Origin of the sequence: Dyella kyungheensis, assembly GCF_016905005.1 — a bacterium.
In the GTDB taxonomy this organism is placed as follows: domain Bacteria; phylum Pseudomonadota; class Gammaproteobacteria; order Xanthomonadales; family Rhodanobacteraceae; genus Dyella; species Dyella kyungheensis.
In genome coordinates, this window is the sequence record NZ_JADIKC010000005.1 from 43,429 (window position 1) to 65,505 (window position 22,077).

The window sequence follows — 22,077 nt, forward strand, 5'->3', positions numbered from 1 at the left end:
GTCTTAGTGACCGTCGTTGCCGCCGCCGCTGTCGCCACCGCCGCCGCCGCCGTTGTCCCCACCCTTGTCGCCGCCACCGCCGGTGTTCTTGTCACCCTTGGTTTCGTCGACCGGATAGCTGGCGTGGTACTTCTTGGTGTCGTTGATGAGCTTCTGCGCGTCTTCGGCGAAGAAATCGCCTTCGGTGCGGACCAGCACATCGTTGTTGAAAGTGAGCTTGAGCGTGTGGACCTTGATGTCGCCGCCGCGATGCTGCTGGGTGGAGACGTAAGCCCACTCGTTCTGGCTGAAGGGCGAATTCACCGACGGCGAACCCATCAGCACCAGCACCTGGCGCTTGGTCATGCCGGGCTGCAGCTGATCCACGGTCTTCTTGTCGAGCAGGTTGCCCTGTTGCACGTCGGGGGTGTAAATGAGACGGCAGCTGGCCAGCGATAGTGCCAGCATGGCAAAACCCAGCGTGCGAATCAGCTTATGCATGCGTGTTGCGTCCGGATCGTAAAGGTGTCGGATGATACACTAACGGCCTCGTGGCGCCGTGTGCGTGGAGTTTGCTATGGAACAGGAAACCAAAGAACTGCGCAAAGCCGGGCTGAAGGTCACGCACCCCCGCATGCGCATTCTGCAGATCTTCGAAGATGAGGAAGCCCACCATCTCACCGCCGAAGACATTTACAAACGTCTGCTTGCCCACCAGGAAGACATCGGCCTGGCCACCGTCTACCGGGTGCTGACCCAGTTCGAGGCGGCGGGCATCGTGGTCAAGCACAATTTCGAGGGCGGCCAGGCCGTCTACGAGCTGGATCGCGGCAAGCATCATGACCACATGATTGATGTGGACAGCGGAAAGGTCATCGAGTTCGTGAGCGAGGAGATCGAGCGCCTGCAGGCCGAGATCGCCGCCCGCCACGGCTACGTGATCGAGGATCACAGCCTGGTGCTGTACGTGCGCCCGAAAAAGGGCCGATAAGCCTGTTCCAGGGGAATCCGGAGGCCGGCAGCGGAAACGTTGCCGGCCTTTTTCGTGGTCGCACGGGCGGCCTGCAAAACCTTCGCCCATAAAAAAAGCCGCGGGAGGACTCCTGTCCGCCCAACGGCTTATCCGATACCGGATGGCTCCTGGGAGGGCGAGTTGCTCGCGCGTCCCGGTTTTGCCACCGATTTCGGCGGAACGGCATCCTGCCGTTCTTCATGTCCACCGTCCCCACGGTTGACATGGCTCACCATCTTGCGATGGTGGCTCCCCCACATCGATGAATCCAGCGTAACGAACCCTTCACACCACGGGTATCGGAAAATTTCCTATGTAACGATCCTAAGTGCGAGCTACGTCACCAGTTTGTGTGTTGCTGCGCAACATTATTCGAAGATGAACGCCCTGGGCCTCCGGCCGGACCCGGAACAGGCCGCCCAGTGAAGTCACCCGGTCGCGCATCCCCTGCATACCGCGACCACCCCTGGGCATGCGGGCCGGCAGTCCGATGCCGTTGTCGCGGATATCCAGCAGGGCCAGTGCCACGCCCTGGCGTTCGCCGATACGCAGGCGCAGCTGGAACGTGTCGGCATGGGCGTGCTTGACCGCATTGGTGGCGCTTTCCTGCACCAGGCGATAGACCACCGTGCGGGTGTCGTCGTCGAGCAGGCGGGGGTCTCCGTGCAATTCGGTGCGATAGGCCACGCCGGCCGCGTTGAGCAGGTCGCGGATCGGACCCTCGTCCAGTGCGCGCAGCAGGCCGAATTCGTCCAGTACGGCGGGGCGCAGGTCGTCCAGCAGGCGATGCAGGGCGCGCCGCATGTGGCCGAGGATGGCGTTGATGGACACGCCGATGTCATCCATGCCGGCCTGCGCCAGACGAGATTGCGCGAGCTTCAGGTGGGTCTGGATGGCGGTGAGGTTCTGGCCCAGTTCGTCGTGCAGTTCCGCCGCCATGTGGCGGCGCTGGTTTTCCTCGGTGCGCAGGTTGCCGCGAGCGGCATCGCGCAGCTGGCGCGCGAGATGGTCGAGACGGCGGTTGACGGCGGCCAGATAGACATTCTGTTCCGCCACCCGCTCGCTGCTGCGGCGAAGCGCATCGGTGGCGGCACCCAGCATCAGCGCGCCGGTGCCTGCCACGGCGAGGAACAGTTCGCCCGGCGCGCCGGGACTGCCGTGGCCCGAGAGATGATCGACCAGGGTCATGCCCAGGCTGGAAATCAGCATGGCCAGGCTGGCGCCGCGCCAGCCGTGCCGGAACGCGAAGAACAGCACCGGCGCCAGCGACAGCACGCGGGCGAACTGCGGCTGCGGCGCCGCATGCGATGAGAGCACCAGCAGGATGGCCAGCGACGGCAGCAGCACCAGCAGGCCATCCATCAGCAGACGGCCGAACGCCCGCTTGTCCAGCCGTGCGCGCAGCAACAGCACCAGCAGCGGCACCACCAACAGCACGCCGACGTAGTTGCCGAGCAGATCCTGGCCCAGCGCCTGCATCATCAGGTCGGTGGTGGGGCTGGCGTGGATCAGCGCCAGCAGCACGGCATCGGTGGCGGTGGTGGCCGCCACCGTGAAGGCTGCCGAGAGCAGCAGGCGGGCCACGTCTTCGGGATCGCGCAGGCTGGCGTGCAGGTTGGCCCGGCGCATCAGCCAGAGGCAGCTGGCAACCACCAGCGGTTCGGGCAGCTCCCCGATGAAAAAGCCCCGCCAGCCCATCGGCAGCGGATGGACGAAAGCGATCAGCCCACTGGCGGCGAACTCGGCGCCGAGCAGCCACGGCCACATGCGCGTGGGGGCGAGCAGCAGTGCGCCAAAGCGCAGGCCGTAGGGAAGCATCCAATAGGGCTGCTCGGTGGGCCAGAGCAGCAGCCACAGCAGCAGATAGCCAATACCCAGCAGCAGACTGGTACCCGGAAGCGCGGAAGATTTAGATCGCATGCGACCGATGTTACATGGCGTAGGGCAGCGGTCCAGACGGCCATCCGTGTGCTTTGCCGTTCCCGCCCACGGCCTTTCTCCCGGTCGCCTGCGCACAGAGATCGTCAACCGCCTCCGGGACTGCTATACATGCAGGCATGTACAGCATTGTCCTGGTCGATGACCACGCCATTGTCCGCGAGGGGTTCAAGCGGCTGATCGAATTGGAACCGGATCTGGAAGTCGTTGCGGAATGCCGCAGCGCCGACGATGCGGTGGAAGCGGTTGGCTCGTGTCGTCCCGATCTCGTGGCACTCGATCTCTCGCTGCCCGACGGCAGCGGGTTGCCGTTGATCGAGCATCTGCGCAGCGTCGCCTCGGACACGCGCATCGTGGTGTTGAGCATGCACGACGGCGAGCCGTACGTATCGGAAGCGCTGCGTCGCGGCGCGAGCGGCTACGTCACCAAGGGTGTGGCGCCGGAGGAACTGGTCGCGGGTCTGCGCGCGGTGATGCAGGGCGAGTGCTTCCTCAGCTCGGATCTGCGCAAGCGGCGCGCCGAACGTCCCAGCGAATCGCGCGATCCCATCTACCGGCTCACCGCGCGCGAACGCGAAGTGTTCCTGCTGCTGGCGGCCGGCCGTGCGCCCAAGCAGGTGGCCGGCGAATTGGGCATTGGCCAGAAGACCGTCTACATCCATCGCGCCAGCCTGATGGGCAAACTGGGCGCGGGTTCGGAACTGGACCTCTACCGCATGGCGGCCGAACGCGGCTTGTTGCCGCGCAAGAACTGATCAGCGATAGCAGCCGTTATTTTGTGGGAGCGATTTTGTGGGAGCTCCCTTGGGCGCGACGTGTGCGCATCGGCGCCTCGCTCCGTCAGGTTGTCGCGCCCAAGGGCGCTCCCACAGAAAGAAATGCGCACGTTCCACCCGCCAGCGTCCAACGCCAGTCCGCTGCTTCTCCTGTATGTAGGAGCGCACCCTGTGCGCGACCATCCTACGGAGCGGTGAAGACGGGGCACCGCGGTCGCGCACAGGGTGCGCTCCTACAGTTAAACGCGTGACCGCTTTAGACCTGCGCCCGCTCCAGCATCTGCTTCGCATGCGCCCGCGTCTCGCGGGTGATCTCCACGCCGCCCAACATGCGCGCCAGTTCATCGCGGCGGCCATTGGCGTCGAGCTTCTCGATCCGCGTGCGAGTCGATTCGCCATCGCTGTCTTTGCTCACGCGCAGATGTGCGTGACCTTGTGCCGCGACCTGCGGCAGATGCGTGACGCATAGCACCTGGCGCTGCCCACCGAGCGCACGCAGCTTTTGTCCCACCACCTCGGCCACCGCGCCGCCGATGCCGGTGTCCACTTCGTCGAACACCATGGTGCCGATGGTGTCCTTGCCCAGCGTAGCCACTTCGATGGCCAGGCTGATGCGCGCCAGCTCGCCGCCCGAGGCCACCTTGCGCAGCGCGCGCGGCGGTTGGCCGGGGTTGGCGCTGACCAACAGTTCGCAGCGTTCGCGCCCTTGCGGGTCGGGATCGCTTTCGCTGGTCGCTTCCAGCTCGACCACCAGGCGGCCGCCGCTCATGCCCAGCTCGCCCATCAGCACGCTCACTTCGCCGCCGAGACGTTCGGCGGCCTGCTGGCGGGCCTGGCTCAGTTGAGCGGCATGTTCGCCGTATTGCTGTTGCAGGCGCGTGCGCTGGGTGGCGAGCTTTTCCAGCGCATCGCCGGCGCCTTCCAGTTCGCTGAGTTCGATACGCAGCGTGCCGGCCTTGTCGTGCAGTTCGGCGACGGTCACCCGATGACGGCGCGAGAGTTCATGCAGCCGGGTGAGGTGGGTGTCCACTTCGGCATAACGGTTGGGATCGAGATCGACGTCGAGTGCGTAACGGCCCAGGCCGTCGGCGGCTTCGCTGAGCTGGATGGAGGCGTTGTCCAGCAGTTCCAGCAGCGGTGCCAGGCGATCGTCCAGCGCGGCAAGCTTGGTCATTTCCAGTTGGGCGCGGCCCAGCGCGCGACGCAAGGCGAATTCGCTCTCGCCATCGAGCAGTTCCACCACGCCACCCGCGCCTTCGGCCAGGCGGCCGGCGTTGGCCAGGCGCTTGTGGCTGGCTTCCAGTTCGGTGAGTTCGTCGGCGGGCAGGGCCCACTTGTCCAGCTCGCCCAGTTCGTGGCTCAGCAGCTCGATGCGCTGGTCGCGATCGTCGCCGCCGCTCAGCTTGCGGATGCGGTTGCCCAACTCGCGCCATTGCTGGGCCAGCTCGCGTACCTGTGCCACCAGTGCTTCGTTGCCCGCGTAGGCGTCGAGCAGTTCCATCTGATGGGCACGCGACAGCAACGCCTGGTGTTCGTGCTGGCCGTGGATTTCCACCAGCAGCGTGGCCAGCTCGCCGAGCTGGCTGGCGTTGGCCGGGCGGCCGTTGATCCAGGCGCGCGAGCTGCCCTCGGCGCGGATCACGCGGCGCAGCTGGCAGCTGTCCTCTTCGTCCAGCTCCTCGCGGCGCAGCCATTCGCGGGCTTCGGGCAGCTGGGTCAGGTCGAACTCGGCGGTGAGTTCGGCGCGGTCGCTGCCGGCACGGACCATGCCGCTGTCGGCGCGGGCGCCGGCCAGCAGCATCAGGGCATCCACGAGCAGGGACTTGCCCGCACCCGTTTCGCCGCTGACGACGGTAAGGCCCGGGCCGAAGGCGATCTCGGCTTCTTCGACGACGGCGAAATGACGAACGTAGAGCGAGGTGAGCATGGGTGGCGGCGTGATGGAGTCGGGGGATTGTAAGGGGATGGGGACGGGGGGCGGGTAGTGGGGGCGCACGCTGGCGTCCGAATGCATCACCGCCATCCGGTTTTGGAACCCCTGCCAGCCATCCCCCATCGCCGTTTCTTGCAAACTTTGCCGCGAGACCTTATTTCTTTCATGTCTCACGGACCGATACTGCATGCCTGCCGCCCCTCTCGATGCCCGCGCACGTCGCCTTTTGCGCACGTTGATCGCCCAGTACCTCGCCGATGGCGAGCCTGTGGGGTCGCGTACGCTGTCGCGCTCGTCCGGGCTGGACGTGAGCCCGGCCACCATCCGCAACATCATGGCCGACCTGGAAGAAGCCGGCTTGGTGGCGTCGCCCCACACCTCGGCGGGCCGTGTGCCTACACCGCGTGGCCTGCGCCTGTTCGTCGACAGTCTGATCGAGCTGCAGCCGTTGCCGCAGGACGAGATGGCCCGCCTGCGCCGCGAACTGCCGCCAGGCCCCACCACCACCCGCGATCTGCTCGGCAACGTCTCCACGCTGCTCTCAGCGATGACCCAATTCGCCGGTGTGGTCACGGTGCCGCGGCAGGTGGACTTCCCCCTGCGCCACATCGACTTCGTGGCTTTGCCCGAGGCCCGCGTGCTGGTGATCCTGGTGTTTTCGGACAACCAGGTGCAGAACCGCATCGTGCAGCTGGCCAAGCCGCTGGAAGGGCGCGAGCTGGAACAGGCGGCCAATTACCTCAATGCCCACTTCGCCGGCCTGCGCCTGGACGATATCCGTGCCCATCTGCTGCGCGAACTGCGCGAGGCCAGCGGCGAGCTCAACCGGCTGATGTCCAGCGCGGTGGAGCTGGCGGCGGCCTCGTTCGCCCCGCAGACCGAAAGCGACGACGTGCTGGTCAGCGGCCAGACCAATCTGATGGGTTATTCGGAACTGGCCAACCTGGAACGCCTGCGCGAGCTATTCGAGGCCTTCCAGCAGAAAAACGAGCTGCTTCAGCTGATGGAGGTGTGCGCCAAAGCCCCGGGCGTGCGGCTGTTCATCGGCGAAGAATCGGGTTTTGCGGCGCTGGACGGTTGCAGTGTGGTCACAGCCAGCTATGGTGCACAGGGCCGCGTGCTGGGTGCCGTGGGAGTTATTGGACCCACCCGTATGGCATACGAACGGGTGATTCCCGTGGTGCAGGCCACTGCCGGTTTGCTTAGCGACGCCTTGAATCGCGTCGCTACGACCTTATAACCCGCTCGGGAGGCGGGGTTTTACCCGCAAGTGTTTGACGGTTGGTGCCTGAGGCACCGGCCATGGATAAGGCTTGGAGTCATTATGCAAAGCAACGATCCAACAGCGTCCACCGAGACGCAGGGCGAGGCGCCCGGCGCCGAGCTGGAAGCACTGAAGGCGCGTATCGCCGAACTGGAAGCCGGCAATTTGGAGCTGCGCGACACCGTGCTGCGCGAAAAGGCGGAAATCGAAAACCAGCGTCGCCGCCTGCATCGCGACGTGGAGCAGGCCCGCCGCTTCGCCAACGAGAAACTGTTGAACGAGCTGCTGCCGATCTACGACGGCCTGGAGCGCGGCTTGCAGGTGGAAGGCGGCGACGTGGCCAGTGTGCGCGAGGGCATTGCGCTCACGCTCAAATCGCTGCTGAAGATTGCCGAGAACAATGGCTTGGTGCAGGTCGATCCGGTGGGGCAGCCGCTGGATCCCGAAAAGCACCACGCCGTGAGCATGGTGGAGGCCCCGGGCGCGGCCCCCAACACGGTCGTCAACGTGCTGCAGAAGGGCTACGTGCTGAACGACCGGCTGCTGCGCCCCGCATTGGTGGCGGTCGCCAAGGAATGACACCCGCGCCGGCGGTCGAGGACGCCTGAACGGCGTCCCCTGCGGGCAACGGTGGCAAGGCATGCGGGGTCTTGTCGGCATTGAGATAAAACCTGCCGAACCCCATCTGGAAATCAGTTCGCGGCCGAGGGGTCGCTCAAGAATTTAGGGAGTAGAGAACATGGGTAAAATCATCGGTATCGACCTGGGCACGACCAACTCGTGCGTCGCCGTGATGGACGGCACCACCGCCAAGGTCATTGAAAACTCGGAAGGCGATCGCACCACGCCGTCCATCGTTGCCTTCACCAAGGACAACGAAGTCATGGTGGGCGCGCCGGCCAAGCGCCAGAGCGTGACCAACCCCAAGAACACCTTCTACGCGGTGAAGCGCCTGATCGGCCGCAAGTTCACCGACGCCGAAGTGCAGAAAGACCTGCACATCGTGCCCTACGGCATCGTCGCGCATGACAACGGCGACGCCTGGGTGCAGACCTCCGACGGCCGCAAGATGGCGCCGCAGGAGATCTCGGCCAAGGTGCTCATGAAGATGAAGAAGACCGCTGAGGATTATCTCGGCGAGCCGGTCACCGAAGCCGTGATCACGGTGCCGGCGTACTTCAACGACAGCCAGCGCCAGGCCACCAAGGACGCCGGCCGCATCGCCGGTCTGGACGTCAAGCGCATCATCAACGAGCCGACCGCCGCTGCGCTGGCGTACGGCCTCGACAAGAAGGGCGCCGATCGCAAGGTGGCCGTGTACGACCTCGGCGGCGGCACCTTCGACGTGTCGATCATCGAGATCGCCGAAGTCGACGGCGAGAAGCAGTTCGAAGTGCTGGCCACCAATGGCGACACCTTCCTGGGTGGCGAAGACTTCGACATGCGCGTCATCGACTACCTCGTCGAGGAATTCAAGAAAGACCAGGGCATGGACCTGCGCAAGGATCCGCTCGCACTGCAGCGCCTGAAGGACGCCGCCGAGCGCGCCAAGATCGAGCTGTCCTCCAGCCACCAGACCGAAGTGAACCTGCCGTACATCACGGCCGACGCTTCCGGTCCCAAGCACCTGACCATCAAGCTCACCCGCGCCAAGCTCGAAGCGCTGGTGGAAGACCTGGTCAAGCGCACCATCGAACCGTGCCGCACCGCGTTGAACGACGCCGGCCTGCGCGTGTCCGACATCAGCGAGGTGATCCTCGTCGGTGGCCAGACCCGCATGCCCAAGGTGCAGGAGTCGGTGAAGGACTTCTTCGGCAAGGAGCCGCGCAAGGACGTCAACCCGGATGAAGCCGTCGCCGTGGGCGCCGCGATCCAGGGCGGCGTGCTGGGCGGTACCGTGAAGGACGTGCTGCTGCTCGACGTCACCCCGCTGTCGCTCGGCATCGAGACGATGGGCGGCGTGATGACCAAGCTGATCGAGAAGAACACCACCGTGCCGACCAAGGCGTCGCAGGTGTTCTCCACCGCCGACGACAACCAGAGCGCGGTCACCGTGCATGTGCTGCAGGGCGAGCGCGAGCGCGCCAGCGCGAACAAGTCGCTGGGCAAGTTCGACCTGCAGGGCATCGATCCGGCGCCGCGCGGCATGCCGCAGATCGAAGTGACCTTCGACATCGACGCCAACGGCATCCTGCACGTGTCGGCCAAGGACAAGAAGAACGGCAAGGAACAGAAGATCGAGATCAAGGCCGGTTCGGGCCTGTCCGAGGACGAGATCAACCGCATGGTGGCCGACGCCGAGGCCAACAAGGAAGAAGACAAGAAGTTCCACGAGCTCGTCGCCACCCGCAACAAGGCCGACCAGCTGGTGCACGCCACCCGCAGTGCGCTCAAGGAGCACGGCGGCAAGGTGCCGGCCGATCAGCTGAGCACCATCGAAGGCGCGCTGTCGGACCTGGAGAAGGTCAAGGACAGCGACGACAAGGCCGCCATCGAGTCGAAGGTCGAGAAGCTCGAGCAGGTGGCGCAGGCGCTGTACGCAGCGGCCCAGGGCGGCGCCGGTCCGCAGGGTGACGCCGGTGCCCACGCCGGTCCGCAGGGCGGCTCCTCGGCCGGCCAGGACGACGTGGTCGATGCCGAGTTCACTGAAGTCAAGGACGATAAGAAGTAATATGGCCCGGTCGGCGCTGCCGATCTGATGCAGCCCGCGCCCGGGACTCGATGCCCTGGCGCGGGCTTTTTGCTGATAGGGCAGGGGTCGAGCAACTCCTGCCGCAAGAGAACGGTCCATGTCGGATGCAACGATGAGCAAGCGTGATTACTACGAAGTCCTGGGTGTGGAACGCACCGTCACCGAGGTCGAACTGAAGAAGTCGTTCCGTCGACTGGCGATGAAGTACCACCCGGACCGTTGCCCGGACGATCCGCATGCGCAGGAAAAATTCAAGGAGGCCAAGGAGGCCTACGAAGTGCTGGCCGATGCGCAGAAGCGCGCGATGTACGACCAGCACGGCCATGCCGCCTTCGAGCACGGCATGGGCGGTCGTGGCGGCGCCGGCGGTTTCGGCGACATGGGCGACATCTTCGGCGATATCTTCGGCGACATCTTCGGCATGGGCGGCGGTGGGCGCGGGCGTTCGCGTCGCGGCTCCGACCTTCGCTACATCATGGAACTCGATCTCGAGGAGGCCGTGTTCGGCGCCGAGAAGAAGATCGAGATTCCCACCCAGGTCAATTGCCATCACTGCAACGGCAGCGGTTCGGCCGACGGCAAGACGGTGACCTGCAAGACCTGCGCGGGCCACGGCCGCGTGCGTATGCAGAACGGCATCTTCTCCATCCAGCAGGCTTGCCCGCATTGCGGTGGCAGCGGCCAGGCGATCGAGAAGCCGTGCCGCCAGTGCGATGGTCAAGGCCGCCAGGAAGAAACGCGCGCACTCTCGGTGAATATTCCCTCGGGCGTGGACAACGGCGACCGCATCCGCCTCACGGGACAGGGCGAAGCCGGCCCGACCGGTGGCGAGGCAGGCGATCTCTACGTCGAAGTGCGTGTGCGTGAGCACGCCATCTTCCAGCGCGACGGGAACGACCTGCATTGCGAACTGCCGATCCGTTTCTCGCAAGCGGCACTGGGCGCGGAGCTGCAGGTGCCCACGCTGGAAGGCGAAGTGCCGATCAATATTCCGCCGGAAACGCAGACAGGGCAGATGTTCCGCCTGCGCGGGCGCGGCGTGAAGTCGGTGCGCAGCAGCCGCACCGGCGACCTGATCTGCCGAGTGGTGGTGGAAACGCCGGTGCGCCTGACCAAGCAGCAGCGCGATCTGCTGGAGCAGCTCGAGGCCACCTTCGACGACGGCGAGGCGGAGAAGCACACGCCGCGCGCCAAGACCTGGGTCGACGGGGTCAAGCAGTTCTGGTCGCGCGTCACGTCGTAATTTTGCGCGACGCATGGTGAGCACAAGCCCCGGCCCATGCCGGGGTTTTGTTTTTGGGCGATTCATTACAGCCGCACACGTGGACGCCCGCTGGCGTTAGCATCAGTTCTTTCGTGCCAGCCCGTCCCAGGAAGGAAGCCGCGTATGACCCAACCCGTCCGCCTTGCCATCAATGGCGCCACCGGCCGCATGGGGCAGGCGCTGCTCGCACTGGTGAAAGACGACGCACGCTTCAGTCTGGTGGCGGCCATCGCCTCGCCGGACTCGTCGAAGCTGGGCCGGCCCGTCGATACCTGCGAGGGCGCGTTGAGCTTCACGCACGAATGGCCGGCGGCGGATGCGTTGGACGTAGTGGTGGATTTCAGCGGCCCGGCCGGTCTTGCCGAAGCGCTGACCTATTGCGAGTCCCACGGCGTGGCCCTGGTGACGGGCACCACCGGGCTCGATGCCACCTTCGCGCAGCGGCTCAGCGCCTCTTCTTCGCGCATTGCGCTGCTGCGGGCGGCCAATTTCAGCCTGGGTGTCGCCGTGCTCACGCGCCTGCTTCGACAGGCCGCGGCGGCGTTGCCGGATTGGGATCTGGACATCATCGAAGCGCATCACAACCGCAAGGAAGACGCGCCTTCGGGCACCGCGCTCGCCTTGGGCGAAGCCGCCGCTGACGCACGCGGCACTTCGTTGCGCGAGAGCGCCGTCTACGCCCGCGAAGGACGCGTGGGACCGCGCACGCAGGGCACCATCGGTTTTGCCGTGGTGCGCGGCGGCGACATCGTGGGCGAACACGAGTTGTTGCTGATGGGGCAGGGCGAGCGCCTGGAACTGGTGCATCGCGCGACCGATCGATCGATCTTCGCTCGTGGTGCGCTGGAAGCGGCGCACTGGCTTAGTGGCCGCGAAGCGGGCGACTACGATCTCGATGCGATGCTGGCGGAGCGTTCTTCGCGGTAAGACAGCGGGGTTCTTCCGATAACCGGGGCAAGCGGGTGTCGCGCACAGGGTGCGCTCCCACAAGTTGGCCGCCTCCCTGTGGGAGCGCACCCTGTGCGCGACTCAACGAAGACGGCCACTTTCAGCTTGTGACGCGCCCCGCACAGGAACCGGCTGGTATTCCGACATCGAGGCCAGCTCGCTTGCCTGGTGCCACCCGGGCCCCTAAACTTACGCCGATTGTCATTGGGGAGTAGCCATCCTCACCCCCTCGCGGCCGCTAGTCGGCAGCGATTCCAGAGGAATCCGCGTCAACAGACTTGAAGCTCCGGCTTCATGGCGCGGATGGTCATCGATGCCACCCGGTATCGGCAGCCCGGCGAGACCTTTGGCCACGACGCGCTCACCTTAGCCGGGCGAGCTCGCGTCGCTGAGCCAATGGTTTTCCGCTCGCCCGGCCTTGGAACAAGCATGCTCATCGCACTGTGGTTTCTGCTCTCGGCCGGGGCGATCTATCTCGCCTGCGAATACTTCGTCAATGGCGTGGAATGGGTCGGCCAGAAGCTCAACCTGGGCGCCACCGCGACTGGCACCATCCTCGCTGCGTTCGGTACGGCCTTGCCCGAGAGCGCCGTGACGTTCGTCGCCGTGATCCTCGGCAAGACGCCCGAGCAGAAGGACATCGGCGTGGGCGCCGCTCTCGGCGGTCCTCTCGTGCTGGCGACGATTGCCTATGCCGTGGTGGGCGTGGCGTTGTGGATGAATCGCCGGCGATTGCAGCGCGCCGATACGCTGGTGCGCGTGGGCTATCAGCGCCTCGCACGCGACCAGTCGTGGTTCCTGGCGATCTTCGTGGTGAAGTGCGCGCTGGGCCTGATCGCGTTCGCCTTCAAGCCGTGGCTGGGCGTGCTGTTCCTCGCGGCCTACGGTTTGTACGTCTGGCGCGAGTTGAAGTCCTCCGATACCGCGCCCGAGGAAGAAGAGCTCGAACCGCTGAAATTCCAGCCCAGATCGGCCGATCCGTCGCTGTGGTGGGTGGCTGCGCAAACCACGCTGGCGCTGGTGGTGATCGCGTTTGCCTCGCATGTCTTCGTCAAGCAGATCGAGGCCATCGGCATCGCCTGGAACCTCTCGCCGCATCTGGTGGCGTTGGTACTCAGCCCCGTCGCCACCGAGCTGCCGGAGACGATGAATGCGTTGATCTGGGTGCGCCAGGGCAAAGAGCGATTGGCCCTGGCCAATATTTCCGGCGCCATGATGATCCAGGCGACCATTCCCAGCTCGCTCGCGCTATTCGCCACGCCGTGGCTGTTCGACGCGCCGCTGATGGTCGCGGGCGTACTGACCGGCATCGCGGTGATCTATCTGTGGTGGCTGTTCCGTCGCGGGCGCGTGGATGCACGCTGGATGCTGCCGGTAGGTGCGTTGTACGGCGTGTTTGCGGCGTATATCGCCTGGCATTACGGCACCCAGCTGTAAGTCCGCCGGGGCGCCCGTGCAGGGCGCTCCGGTCAACGATCAGTCGCGATGGGCCGCGTTGCGGTCGCGGTCGGCGCCCAGCTTGCGATCGAGCGAGCCGAAGATCTTCTTGAACACGCGGGCGAATTTGCCGCGTTTGGTCTTGCGCAGCTTTTCTTCTTCGCTGGTCAGCCAGGCGACCTGGATCACCCGTCGCTCGCCCTCGTAGGGCAGGTGGCCGTGGAAGGAATTCTCGCAGCGTTTGAACACTGCGAACTCGCCGTACAGCGGCTTGAGCTCTGGTGCGATCATGCTGTCGATATTGTCGATGCTGCCCAGGAAACGCAGGCAGCCGTCGCTGGAATCCGGCCACAGATTGTTGAGATACAGCAGGGCCGTGGCCACCTTCGATTTGCTGTCGGTATGGATGGTCCCGTGGCGCTTGTTGAGCGACCGGCACAGCGTGATCAGGGTGGGGTACTGGCCCAGGTCCTCGATCCCCAGGCGCTCGCCGATGGCGCGGGCGAATTCGGCCGAGCTCAGGCGTTCGACCAGGGCATTGATCGAGGGGCCGCAGTCGCTGGCGTCATAGGGGAAGAAGCCGGCACTCGCGTAGCGCGGAAAATCCCGCTCCAGCTCGCCTCGCGCCTCGTCCGGCAGCTGACCGTGCGCGATCAGGAACGGGAACGGCTCCGTCCTGATGTCGGTGTCCGGTCGGTCGAGACGGGCAGGGTCGAGCAACGCGACTGAGTTCATGGGCGTCCGGGCATGGATGAGACCGCGCTAGTGTAGCGCCCGGACAGGGCGCGGAAGGGGCTTCGCCGAGGCCGCGTTCAGCTGTTTTAAGTGGACACCAAGGGGGCTTGCACCTATCATTGCGACCCGCCCTGCAACATTCCTCGACTAAGGTCCACAAGCCTGCCTTGCTGCGGCTTGCGGACCTTGCTGCACCTAAAAGGCGGTCCTCCCATGCCTATTCCTGCTCTGCTTGCCCTCGAAGACGGCAGCGTGTTCCGCGGCTACGCCGCTGGCGCGACTGGCGAAACCGTCGGCGAGGTGGTCTTCAACACCGCCATGACCGGCTACCAGGAGATCCTCACCGATCCCTCGTACGCCAAACAGCTCGTCACCCTGACCTATCCCCACATCGGCAACACCGGCGTCAACGTCGAGGACGAAGAGTCCGCTTCGGTCCACGCCGCCGGCCTGATCGTGCGCGACGTGCCGCGTCGTGCCAGCAACTGGCGCAGCACCGAAAGCCTGCCCGATTACCTGAAGCGCCACGGCATCGTGGCCATCGCCGGCATCGATACGCGCCGCCTCACCCGCATCCTGCGCGACAAGGGCGCCTTGAACGGCTGCATCGTCGCCGGCGAACAGATCGACGCCGACGCCGCGCTGGCGAAGGCGCGTGCGTTCCCGGGCCTCAACGGCATGGACCTGGCCAAGGAAGTCACCGTCGGCGAGTCGTACTCGTGGAACGAAGGCATCTACGACCTGGATGGCACGGCGTTCAATCAGCCGTCCAAACGCTTCAAGGTCGTGGCTTACGACTATGGCGTGAAGTACAACATCCTGCGCCTGCTGGCCGAGCAGGGCTGCGACATCACCGTGGTGCCCGCGCAGACGCCGGCCGCCGACGTGCTGGCGATGAAGCCCGACGGCGTGTTCCTGTCCAACGGCCCCGGCGATCCGGCCGCCTGCGACTACGCCGTGGAAGCCACCAAACAGTTCCTCGACGCGAAGATCCCGCTGTTTGGCATCTGCCTCGGCCACCAGATCATGGGCCTGGCGGTGGGCGCCAAGACGCTGAAGATGAAGTTCGGCCACCACGGCGCGAACCATCCGGTGAAGGACATGGACGACGGCCGCGTGCTGATCACCTCGCAGAACCACGGCTTCGCAGTCGACCCGGCCACGCTGCCGGCGAACGTGCGCGTCACCCACACCTCGTTGTTCGATGGTTCGCTGCAGGGCTTCGCGCTCACCGACCGTCCGGCGTTCTGCTTCCAGGGCCATCCGGAAGCGAGCCCCGGACCGCACGACATCGGGTACCTCTTCGACCGTTTTGCCGCCCTGATGCAGGAGGCCCGCACGCATGGCTAAGCGCACCGATATCAAGAGCATCCTCATCATCGGCGCGGGTCCGATCGTCATCGGCCAGGCCTGCGAGTTCGACTACTCCGGTGCCCAGGCCTGCAAGGCGCTGAAGGAAGAGGGTTACCGCGTCATCCTGGTGAACTCCAATCCCGCCACCATCATGACCGACCCGGAGACGGCCGATGCCGTCTACATCGAGCCGATCAACTGGCAGACGGTGGAGCGCATCATCGCCAAGGAGCGCCCCGATGCGGTGCTGCCGACGATGGGCGGCCAGACCGGCCTGAACTGCGCGCTCGACCTGGCCGACAACGGCGTGCTCGAGAAGTACAACGTCGAATTGATCGGCGCCTCGCGCGAAGCCATCCGCATGGCCGAAGACCGCGAGCTGTTCCGCGTCGCCATGGCCGAGATCGGCCTGGAGTGCCCGAAGGCCGAAGTGGTTCGCACCTTCGAGCAGGCGCTGCTGACGCAGGCGAAGGTGGGCTATCCCACCATCATCCGTCCGAGTTTCACGCTCGGCGGTTCCGGTGGCGGCATCGCCTATAACCGCGAAGAATTCGAAGAGATCGTCAAGCGCGGTCTCGATCTGTCGCCGGTGGGCGAAGTGCTGGTCGAGGAATCCGTGCTCGGCTGGAAGGAATTCGAGATGGAAGTGGTCCGCGACAAGGCGGACAACTGCATCATCGTGTGCTCGATCGAAAACCTCGATCCGATGGGCGTGCATACCGGCGACTCGATTACCGTCGCGCCGGCGCAGACGCTCACCGACAAGGAATACCAGCGCCTGCGCGATGCCTCCATCGCGGTGCTGCGCAAGATCGGCGTGGACACCGGCGGCTCCAATGTGCAGTTCGGCATCAATGCCGAGAACGGCCGCGTGGTGGTGATCGAGATGAACCCGCGCGTGTCGCGTTCGTCGGCGCTGGCGTCCAAGGCCACCGGTTTCCCGATCGCCAAGATCGCGGCGAAGCTGGCGGTGGGTTACACGCTGGATGAACTCAAGAACGACATCACCGGTGGCCTGACCCCGGCCTCGTTCGAGCCGAGCATCGACTACGTCGTCACCAAGATTCCGCGCTTCGCGTTCGAGAAGTTCCCCTCGGCCGATGCACGCCTTACCACGCAGATGAAGTCCGTCGGCGAAGTGATGGCGATGGGCCGCACCTTCCACGAATCGCTGCAGAAGGCGCTGCGTGGCCTGGAGATCGGCAAGACCGGTCTCAACCCGACCGGCCTGGACCTGACCACCGAAGAGGGCGTCAACGCACTCAAGCGCGAGCTGCGCGAGCCGCGTCCGGATCGCGTGTTCCATCTGGCCGATGCGTTCCGCGCCGGCCTGTCGCTGGAAGACGTGTATGGCTTGAGCCGCGTCGATCCCTGGTTCCTGGCGGCGTTCGAAGACATCGTGCTGACCGAGCAGGAAGTGCAGGCGCAGGGCGTCACTGCGCTCGACGCGGCGCGTATGCGCGAGCTGAAGCGCATGGGCTTCTCCGATGCGCGCCTGTCCGAACTGCTGGACACCAACGAAGCGGCCATGCGCCACCTGCGTCGCACGCTGGGCGTCCGCCCGGTGTACAAGCGCGTGGATTCCTGCGCCGCCGAGTTCGCCACCACCACGGCTTACATGTACTCGACCTACGAGGAAGAGTGCGAGGCCAACCCGACCGATCGCGACAAGATCATCGTGCTCGGCGGCGGTCCGAACCGCATCGGCCAGGGTATCGAGTTCGACTACTGCTGCGTGCACGCGGCACTCGCCCTGCGCGAGGATGGTTTTGAAACCATCATGGTCAACTGCAACCCGGAAACCGTCTCGACCGATTACGACACCTCCGACCGCCTGTACTTCGAGCCGCTCACGCTGGAAGACGTGCTGGAGATCATCGATCTCGAAAAGCCCAAGGGCGTGATCGTGCAGTACGGCGGCCAGACCCCGCTGAAGCTCGCACGTGCGCTGGAAGCGGCGGGCGCGCCGGTGATCGGGACCTCGCCGGACAGCATCGACCTGGCCGAAGACCGCGAGCGCTTCCAGCAGATGATCGAAAAGATCGGCCTGAAGCAGCCGCCGAACCGTACCGCGCGCACGCCGGAAGAGGCCTTGGCCTCGGCTCGCGAGATCGGCTATCCGCTGGTGGTGCGTCCGAGTTACGTGCTGGGCGGCCGCGCGATGGAAATCGTCTATAGCGATGCCGATCTGTCGCGTTACATCCGCGACGCCGTGCAGGTGTCGAACGATTCGCCGGTGCTGCTGGACCGCTTCCTCGACCATGCGGTCGAAGTGGACGTGGACATCATCGCCGATGCCGAAGGCAACGTGCTGGTCGGCGGCATCATGGAGCATATCGAGGAAGCGGGTGTCCATTCGGGTGACTCGTCCTGCTCGCTGCCGCCGTATTCGCTGACGCAGGAAGTGCAGGACGAAATGCGCCGCCAGGTCACCGCGATGGCGAAGGAACTGAAGGTCATCGGCCTGATGAATACCCAGTTCGCCATCCAGGGCGACACGGTGTTCATCCTCGAAGTGAATCCGCGCGCCTCGCGCACGGTGCCGTTCGTCTCCAAGGCCACCGGCGTGCCGCTGGCCAAGATCGCCGCGCGCGCCATGGCTGGTCGTTCGTTGATCGCGCAGGGCACCACGCGCGAAATCATCCCGAGCTACTACTCGGTGAAGGAAGCGATCTTCCCGTTCCTGAAGTTCCAGAACGTCGACCCGATCCTCGGTCCCGAAATGCGCTCCACCGGTGAGGTGATGGGCGTGGGCCGCAGCTTCGGCGCCGCGTTTGCGCGTGGCCACGATGCGGCCGGGATCAAGACGCCGCCGAAGGGCAAGGTGTTCGTGTCGGTGCGCGATGCCGACAAGGATCGCCTGCTGCCGGTCGCCCGCGAAGTGCTGGAACGCGGCTTCAGCCTGGTCGCCACCGAAGGCACGGCCAAGTATCTGGCCGAGCATGGCGTGACCTGCGAGCGCATCAATAAGGTGATCGAAGGCCGTCCGCACATCGTCGACTTGATCAAGAACGGCGAGATCGTCTATATCGTCAACACCACCGAGGGCAAGGCGGCGATTGCCGACTCGTTCTCGATCCGACGCGAGGCCTTGCAGCAGCGCGTCACGTACTCGACCACGGTGGCAGGCGCCCGTGCCTTGGTGCATTCGCTGGATTATCACGGCGACGGCTCGGTGCACAGCCTGCAGGAACTGCACAAGGAACTGAAAGCATGAGTCGTGCGCCCATTACCAAGGCAGGCTCCGAGCGCCTTCGCAATGAACTGGAAAAGCTTAAAGGCACCGATCGGCCGCAGATCATCGCGGCCATTGCCGAGGCGCGCGCACATGGCGATCTGAAAGAAAACGCCGAGTATCACGCCGCCCGCGAGCAGCAGAGCTTTATCGAAGGACGCATCGCTGCGTTGGAAGCCTTGCTGTCCACGGCGGAAGTCATCGATGTCACTCGTCTTGCGGCCGGTTCGCGCGTGGTGTTTGGCGCAACCGTTGACCTGGAAGACGAGGACAGCGGCGAAGCGGTGACCTATCAGATCGTTGGCGATCTGGAAGCCGACATCAAGCAGCGCCTGATTGCCGTGTCCTCGCCGATTGCCCGCGCGCTGATCGGCAAGAGTGAAGGCGACAGCTTTGAATTCACCGCACCCAATGGCGTGAAGAGCTACGCGATCGTCGGCGTGCGTTACCAGTAAGTTGCTTGAACCGAAGGCCCTCTCTTCGCAAGGAGAGAGGGCCTTTTTTTGCGTCGCTCATTCTCCGGCGCGGCCTTCAATGAGTGCCTGCGCACGCTCGGGCGCGTCCCGGCTGGGCCAGTAGATCGCCAGTACCTGGACATCGACGAGTACGTGCAGAAGCATCGGCAAGGCCAGGTTGCCCGTCACCAGAGCGAGCAGGCCAAAGACCAGTCCCGCGATGGTGGTGGCAATCACCCCTTGCCGTCCCTGGTAGATATGGCACAGGCCAAATACCAGCGAGCTGGCGACGAGCGCTCCGGCAACGCCCAAGTTGGGTCCGCCCCAGCTTCCCGCCAGATACGCCATCAGGAAGCCGCGATAAAGCCACTCTTCGCAGATGCCGGCAGTCACACTAACGAACGCCCACCAGCAGCGCTCGCGGGAAGACACCGGCAACACGAATTGCAAACGGCTGAAGGCGCGCAGATATCGCGGGCGCGCAGCAGGCACGAGCAGGGTGTGCACGCCCGGCCATAGCGCCAGGGCGAAGTAGGCCGCCAGCCCTACGACGAGGCCGATGCGTAGTGAGGGCAGGGCGACGAACCAGGGATTGGACGATGAAGTGGGGTGGATGGTCCATGGCCTGCCCCAGGGAGTGATGGCCGCCACGACGAGTGCCGTCAGCCAAAGCCAGCAGGCCGCCTTGCGATAAAAGTGAAGGCGCCCCCCGGTAGTGCTCCGCTGGCGAAGCCGCCGGGCGTCTTGCAGGTCCAGCCAGGGCGCCACGCACGCCAGCCACGCGGCACACAGCGCCAGAGGAATCCCGGTCGTCGACAGCATCATGATCGCGCCTTAAAGTAAATGTAAATTTACATTCGCATTTATTCTGGGCATTGTCCAGCGCATGGCCACGAAGAAGACATCCAGGGTGCTCGAACCCCAGCAGCAGCGGAGCCGCGATACGGTCGACCGTCTGCTTGCCGCGACCGTGAAAGCGCTGGACCAGGACGGGCTGGAAGGGGCGGTGGTGCCGAAAATCGCGGCGCTGGCCGGCGTGGCGCCAGCGAGCATCTATCGCCGCTTTCCGGACAAGGATGCGCTGCTGCGCGAAGCCTTCCTGCATATGCTTCGCTCCAGCAACACGGGGAATCGCGAGCACCTGCGCACCATGCTGTTGCGCGACACCCTGGAGGGCTCCGCCGCGCAGCTGATGGAATTGTTGTTCGCACAGTACCGCCGTCATCCGCGCCTGATGCGGGCGTTGATGCGTTTCCTGGAATCGGAGGGAGCCTCCGAGTTCGCCAACGAAGTACGCCTGCACATTGCCGAGAACATCGAGCAGGTGGTCGAAGTGTTGCAGGCGTTTCGCGAGGAGGTCCGTCATCGCTTCCCGCGCCGGGCGTTGCAATTTGCGGTGCTCTCGGCAGCGGGCGCGATCGAGAGCTTTGCGCTTGAACCGGTGTCGCTATGGCAGACCGTGCTGCCCATGTCCGACCGGCAGTTCCAGGCCGAGCAGGCGCGCAGTTTCGTGGCCTATCTGCGCCAGCCCTGACCGCGGGCCATAAAAAAGGCCGCTTTCGCGGCCTTTTTTCGTCTCATCGCAGCTAATGATTAGCGCTGACGAGCCTTGAAACGCGGGTTGCTCTTGCAGATCACGAACACCTTGCCGCGACGACGCACAACCTTGCAATCACGGTGCCGCGCCTTGGCGGACTTCAATGAGGAAAGCACCTTCACGGCCAGCTCCTGAAACTATTAAAAGAAAAATACAAGACGGCGAGTGTAAACAGTTTCCAGGAGTCGCACAAGTCTTTGGATCGCCTGCCAATTGCCGGCCCATGGCGGCGCGGCCAGGCGCTGCGGGCTCAGTCGGACTCGGTCATGGCGCTCAGGAAGCGCCTGACCACGGGCGACGGCTCATCGATGCGGCTGGCGAGGGCCAGCAGCATATAGGCATCGGGGTCCTCCAGGCGCAGGTATTTCACCCCGGGCAGGCTCACCGAGCGCATCGAAGCAGGCACCAGGGCCAGCCCCATGCCCGCGGCCACCAGCACCAGCAAGCCATTGATCTGCTGCGCCTGCTGGCTGATCAGCGGGTGGAAGTTGGCCTTGGCGGCGATCTGGGTGAGGCGGTCGTACAGCGTGGCGGCCAGTTCGCGAGGCTGAACCACGAAGGCTTCCATGGCCACTTCGCGTAGCCAGATGCTTTCCCGGTCCGCCAGCGGGTGATTGGCGGGCAGGGCGAGCAGCAAGGGCTCGCGGTCGATCACGTCCAGGCGCAACAGTCGGGCCATGCCGGGGTGTTCGGGTTCGTCGCGCACGAAGCCGACGTCCACTTCGCCCGCCAGCAGCGCGGCGTACTGCTGCTCGGTGTACATCTCGCTGAGGATCAGCCGCACCTGCGGGGCAAAGCTGCGATAGCGCAGCAGGGTCTGCGGCAGGGCGGGATGGAAGGTCACCGACACCGTGTAGGCCAGCCGCAGCTTGCCGCTGAAGCCGGTGGCGGCGTCGGCCATCTGCGCGCGGGCCTCTTCAGCCTTGGCCAGGATCTGCCGCGCCTGTTCCAGGAACAGTTTGCCCGATTCGGTCAGCGAGACGTTGCGCTTGTTCCGCTCCAGCAGGCGCACCCCAAGGTCGTTCTCAAGCGATTGTATCTGCTGAGAAAGAGGGGGCTGCGAGATGTACAGCCGCTGGGCTGCGCGGGTGAAGCTCAGCTCCTCGGCGACCGTTACAAAGTAACGAAGCTGTCTGAAGTCGAACATGAGAGGGCTTTAATATGGTTTTCGAATAAGTCGACGCCTAAATATATATTTGTTTCTATAACCCGTCGATCATAATATTTCTTCCGTCCCGCCACCGTCCCCTCCCCCCAGGTGGCGACGACCCTCGCCCCGCTGCGACGCTATCCCCGCGATATCTGGTCTTCCTCCCCCCAGACCCATATCGACGCGTCGACTAGCGGGGCGCTTTCTTTTCAAGCACAACGCCCGGCCTTGCGCCGGGCGTTGTCGTTTCTGCGGTCGTTCAACTGCCTTCTGTGGGAGCGCACCCTGTGCGCGACTGGGGCGGCCTCA

The 22,077-nt window shown here is 64.9% G+C and carries 19 protein-coding genes and 1 riboswitch; of the genes, 12 read left to right on the forward strand and 7 right to left on the reverse strand.

Annotated elements, in window-relative coordinates; all coding sequences use genetic code 11:
• Positions 1–3: 3 nt before the first annotated feature.
• Positions 4–480: an outer membrane protein assembly factor BamE gene (locus tag ISP20_RS11550; RefSeq protein ID WP_204636253.1), complete on the reverse strand. Its 477-nt coding sequence runs from the start codon at positions 478–480 to the stop codon at positions 4–6.
• A 76-nt stretch (positions 481–556) separates the two neighbouring features.
• On the opposite strand from ISP20_RS11550, the gene fur reads away from it, so the two are divergent.
• The gene (gene fur, locus ISP20_RS11555; RefSeq protein WP_204636254.1) at positions 557–970 is read left to right on the forward strand and encodes a ferric iron uptake transcriptional regulator; all 414 of its coding nucleotides are present in this window, start codon (positions 557–559) and stop codon (positions 968–970) included.
• 345 nt (positions 971–1,315) lie between these two features.
• Here fur and ISP20_RS11560 read toward each other — a convergent pair whose 3' ends face one another.
• Positions 1,316–2,911, reverse strand: coding sequence for an MASE1 domain-containing sensor histidine kinase (locus ISP20_RS11560; protein ID WP_204636255.1), 1,596 nt, complete (start codon positions 2,909–2,911; stop codon positions 1,316–1,318).
• Positions 2,912–3,048: 137 nt separating this feature from the next.
• Here ISP20_RS11560 and ISP20_RS11565 point away from each other — a divergent pair, with 137 nt between their 5' ends.
• Positions 3,049–3,684, forward strand: coding sequence for a response regulator transcription factor (locus ISP20_RS11565; protein WP_204636256.1), 636 nt, complete (start codon positions 3,049–3,051; stop codon positions 3,682–3,684).
• Positions 3,685–3,961: 277 nt separating this feature from the next.
• Here ISP20_RS11565 and recN read toward each other — a convergent pair whose 3' ends face one another.
• Positions 3,962–5,632 (reverse strand): DNA repair protein RecN, encoded by a 1,671-nt coding sequence (gene recN, locus ISP20_RS11570; protein ID WP_204636257.1) that lies wholly within the window; start codon positions 5,630–5,632, stop codon positions 3,962–3,964.
• A 193-nt stretch (positions 5,633–5,825) separates the two neighbouring features.
• Here recN and hrcA point away from each other — a divergent pair, with 193 nt between their 5' ends.
• The 6 genes from hrcA to ISP20_RS11600 all read left to right on the forward strand — a co-directional run bounded on the left by hrcA (position 5,826) and on the right by ISP20_RS11600 (position 13,243).
• Positions 5,826–6,878, forward strand: coding sequence for a heat-inducible transcriptional repressor HrcA (hrcA, locus tag ISP20_RS11575; RefSeq protein ID WP_204636258.1), 1,053 nt, complete (start codon positions 5,826–5,828; stop codon positions 6,876–6,878).
• 84 nt (positions 6,879–6,962) lie between these two features.
• The gene (grpE, locus tag ISP20_RS11580; RefSeq protein ID WP_204636259.1) at positions 6,963–7,481 is read left to right on the forward strand and encodes a nucleotide exchange factor GrpE; all 519 of its coding nucleotides are present in this window, start codon (positions 6,963–6,965) and stop codon (positions 7,479–7,481) included.
• Between the two features lie 160 nt (positions 7,482–7,641).
• A complete protein-coding gene (gene dnaK, locus ISP20_RS11585; protein WP_204636260.1) occupies positions 7,642–9,573 on the forward strand; it encodes a molecular chaperone DnaK in 1,932 nt (643 codons plus the stop codon).
• Between the two features lie 133 nt (positions 9,574–9,706).
• Positions 9,707–10,837: a molecular chaperone DnaJ gene (gene dnaJ / locus ISP20_RS11590; RefSeq protein WP_204636261.1), complete on the forward strand. Its 1,131-nt coding sequence runs from the start codon at positions 9,707–9,709 to the stop codon at positions 10,835–10,837.
• A 144-nt stretch (positions 10,838–10,981) separates the two neighbouring features.
• Positions 10,982–11,785 (forward strand): 4-hydroxy-tetrahydrodipicolinate reductase, encoded by an 804-nt coding sequence (gene dapB / locus ISP20_RS11595; protein WP_204636262.1) that lies wholly within the window; start codon positions 10,982–10,984, stop codon positions 11,783–11,785.
• 215 nt (positions 11,786–12,000) lie between these two features.
• Positions 12,001–12,128: riboswitch (yybP-ykoY riboswitch) on the forward strand.
• 107 nt (positions 12,129–12,235) lie between these two features.
• Complete coding sequence (locus ISP20_RS11600; RefSeq protein WP_204636263.1) at positions 12,236–13,243, forward strand: sodium:calcium antiporter; 1,008 nt, start codon at positions 12,236–12,238, stop codon at positions 13,241–13,243.
• A gap of 39 nt (positions 13,244–13,282) precedes the next feature.
• Here ISP20_RS11600 and ISP20_RS11605 read toward each other — a convergent pair whose 3' ends face one another.
• Positions 13,283–13,978, reverse strand: coding sequence for a 2OG-Fe(II) oxygenase (locus tag ISP20_RS11605; RefSeq protein WP_204636264.1), 696 nt, complete (start codon positions 13,976–13,978; stop codon positions 13,283–13,285).
• Positions 13,979–14,191: 213 nt separating this feature from the next.
• Here ISP20_RS11605 and carA point away from each other — a divergent pair, with 213 nt between their 5' ends.
• Genes carA through greA form a run of 3 tightly spaced genes read left to right on the forward strand, consistent with a single transcriptional unit; the run spans position 14,192 to position 19,021 of the window.
• Positions 14,192–15,328, forward strand: a complete 1,137-nt coding sequence (gene carA / locus ISP20_RS11610; RefSeq protein ID WP_204636265.1) for a glutamine-hydrolyzing carbamoyl-phosphate synthase small subunit — start codon at positions 14,192–14,194, stop codon at positions 15,326–15,328.
• Complete coding sequence (gene carB / locus ISP20_RS11615) at positions 15,321–18,548, forward strand: carbamoyl-phosphate synthase large subunit (RefSeq protein ID WP_204636266.1); 3,228 nt, start codon at positions 15,321–15,323, stop codon at positions 18,546–18,548. The genes carA and carB overlap by 8 nt, the downstream gene beginning before the upstream one ends.
• The gene (gene greA, locus ISP20_RS11620) at positions 18,545–19,021 is read left to right on the forward strand and encodes a transcription elongation factor GreA (RefSeq protein ID WP_204636267.1); all 477 of its coding nucleotides are present in this window, start codon (positions 18,545–18,547) and stop codon (positions 19,019–19,021) included. Before carB ends, greA begins: the two co-directional genes overlap by 4 nt.
• 57 nt (positions 19,022–19,078) lie before the next feature.
• On the opposite strand, the gene ISP20_RS11625 is transcribed toward greA, so the two are convergent.
• Positions 19,079–19,846, reverse strand: coding sequence for a CPBP family intramembrane glutamic endopeptidase (locus tag ISP20_RS11625; RefSeq protein WP_204636268.1), 768 nt, complete (start codon positions 19,844–19,846; stop codon positions 19,079–19,081).
• 61 nt (positions 19,847–19,907) lie between these two features.
• Between ISP20_RS11625 and ISP20_RS11630 the strand changes: the two genes are divergently transcribed.
• Entirely contained in the window at positions 19,908–20,555 is a 648-nt protein-coding gene (locus ISP20_RS11630) for a TetR/AcrR family transcriptional regulator (protein ID WP_204636269.1), read from the forward strand.
• A gap of 59 nt (positions 20,556–20,614) precedes the next feature.
• Here ISP20_RS11630 and ykgO read toward each other — a convergent pair whose 3' ends face one another.
• Entirely contained in the window at positions 20,615–20,740 is a 126-nt protein-coding gene (ykgO, locus tag ISP20_RS11635; protein WP_010342887.1) for a type B 50S ribosomal protein L36, read from the reverse strand.
• A gap of 128 nt (positions 20,741–20,868) precedes the next feature.
• Positions 20,869–21,765, reverse strand: a complete 897-nt coding sequence (locus ISP20_RS11640) for a LysR substrate-binding domain-containing protein (RefSeq protein WP_204636270.1) — start codon at positions 21,763–21,765, stop codon at positions 20,869–20,871.
• Positions 21,766–22,077: the final 312 nt, after the last annotated feature.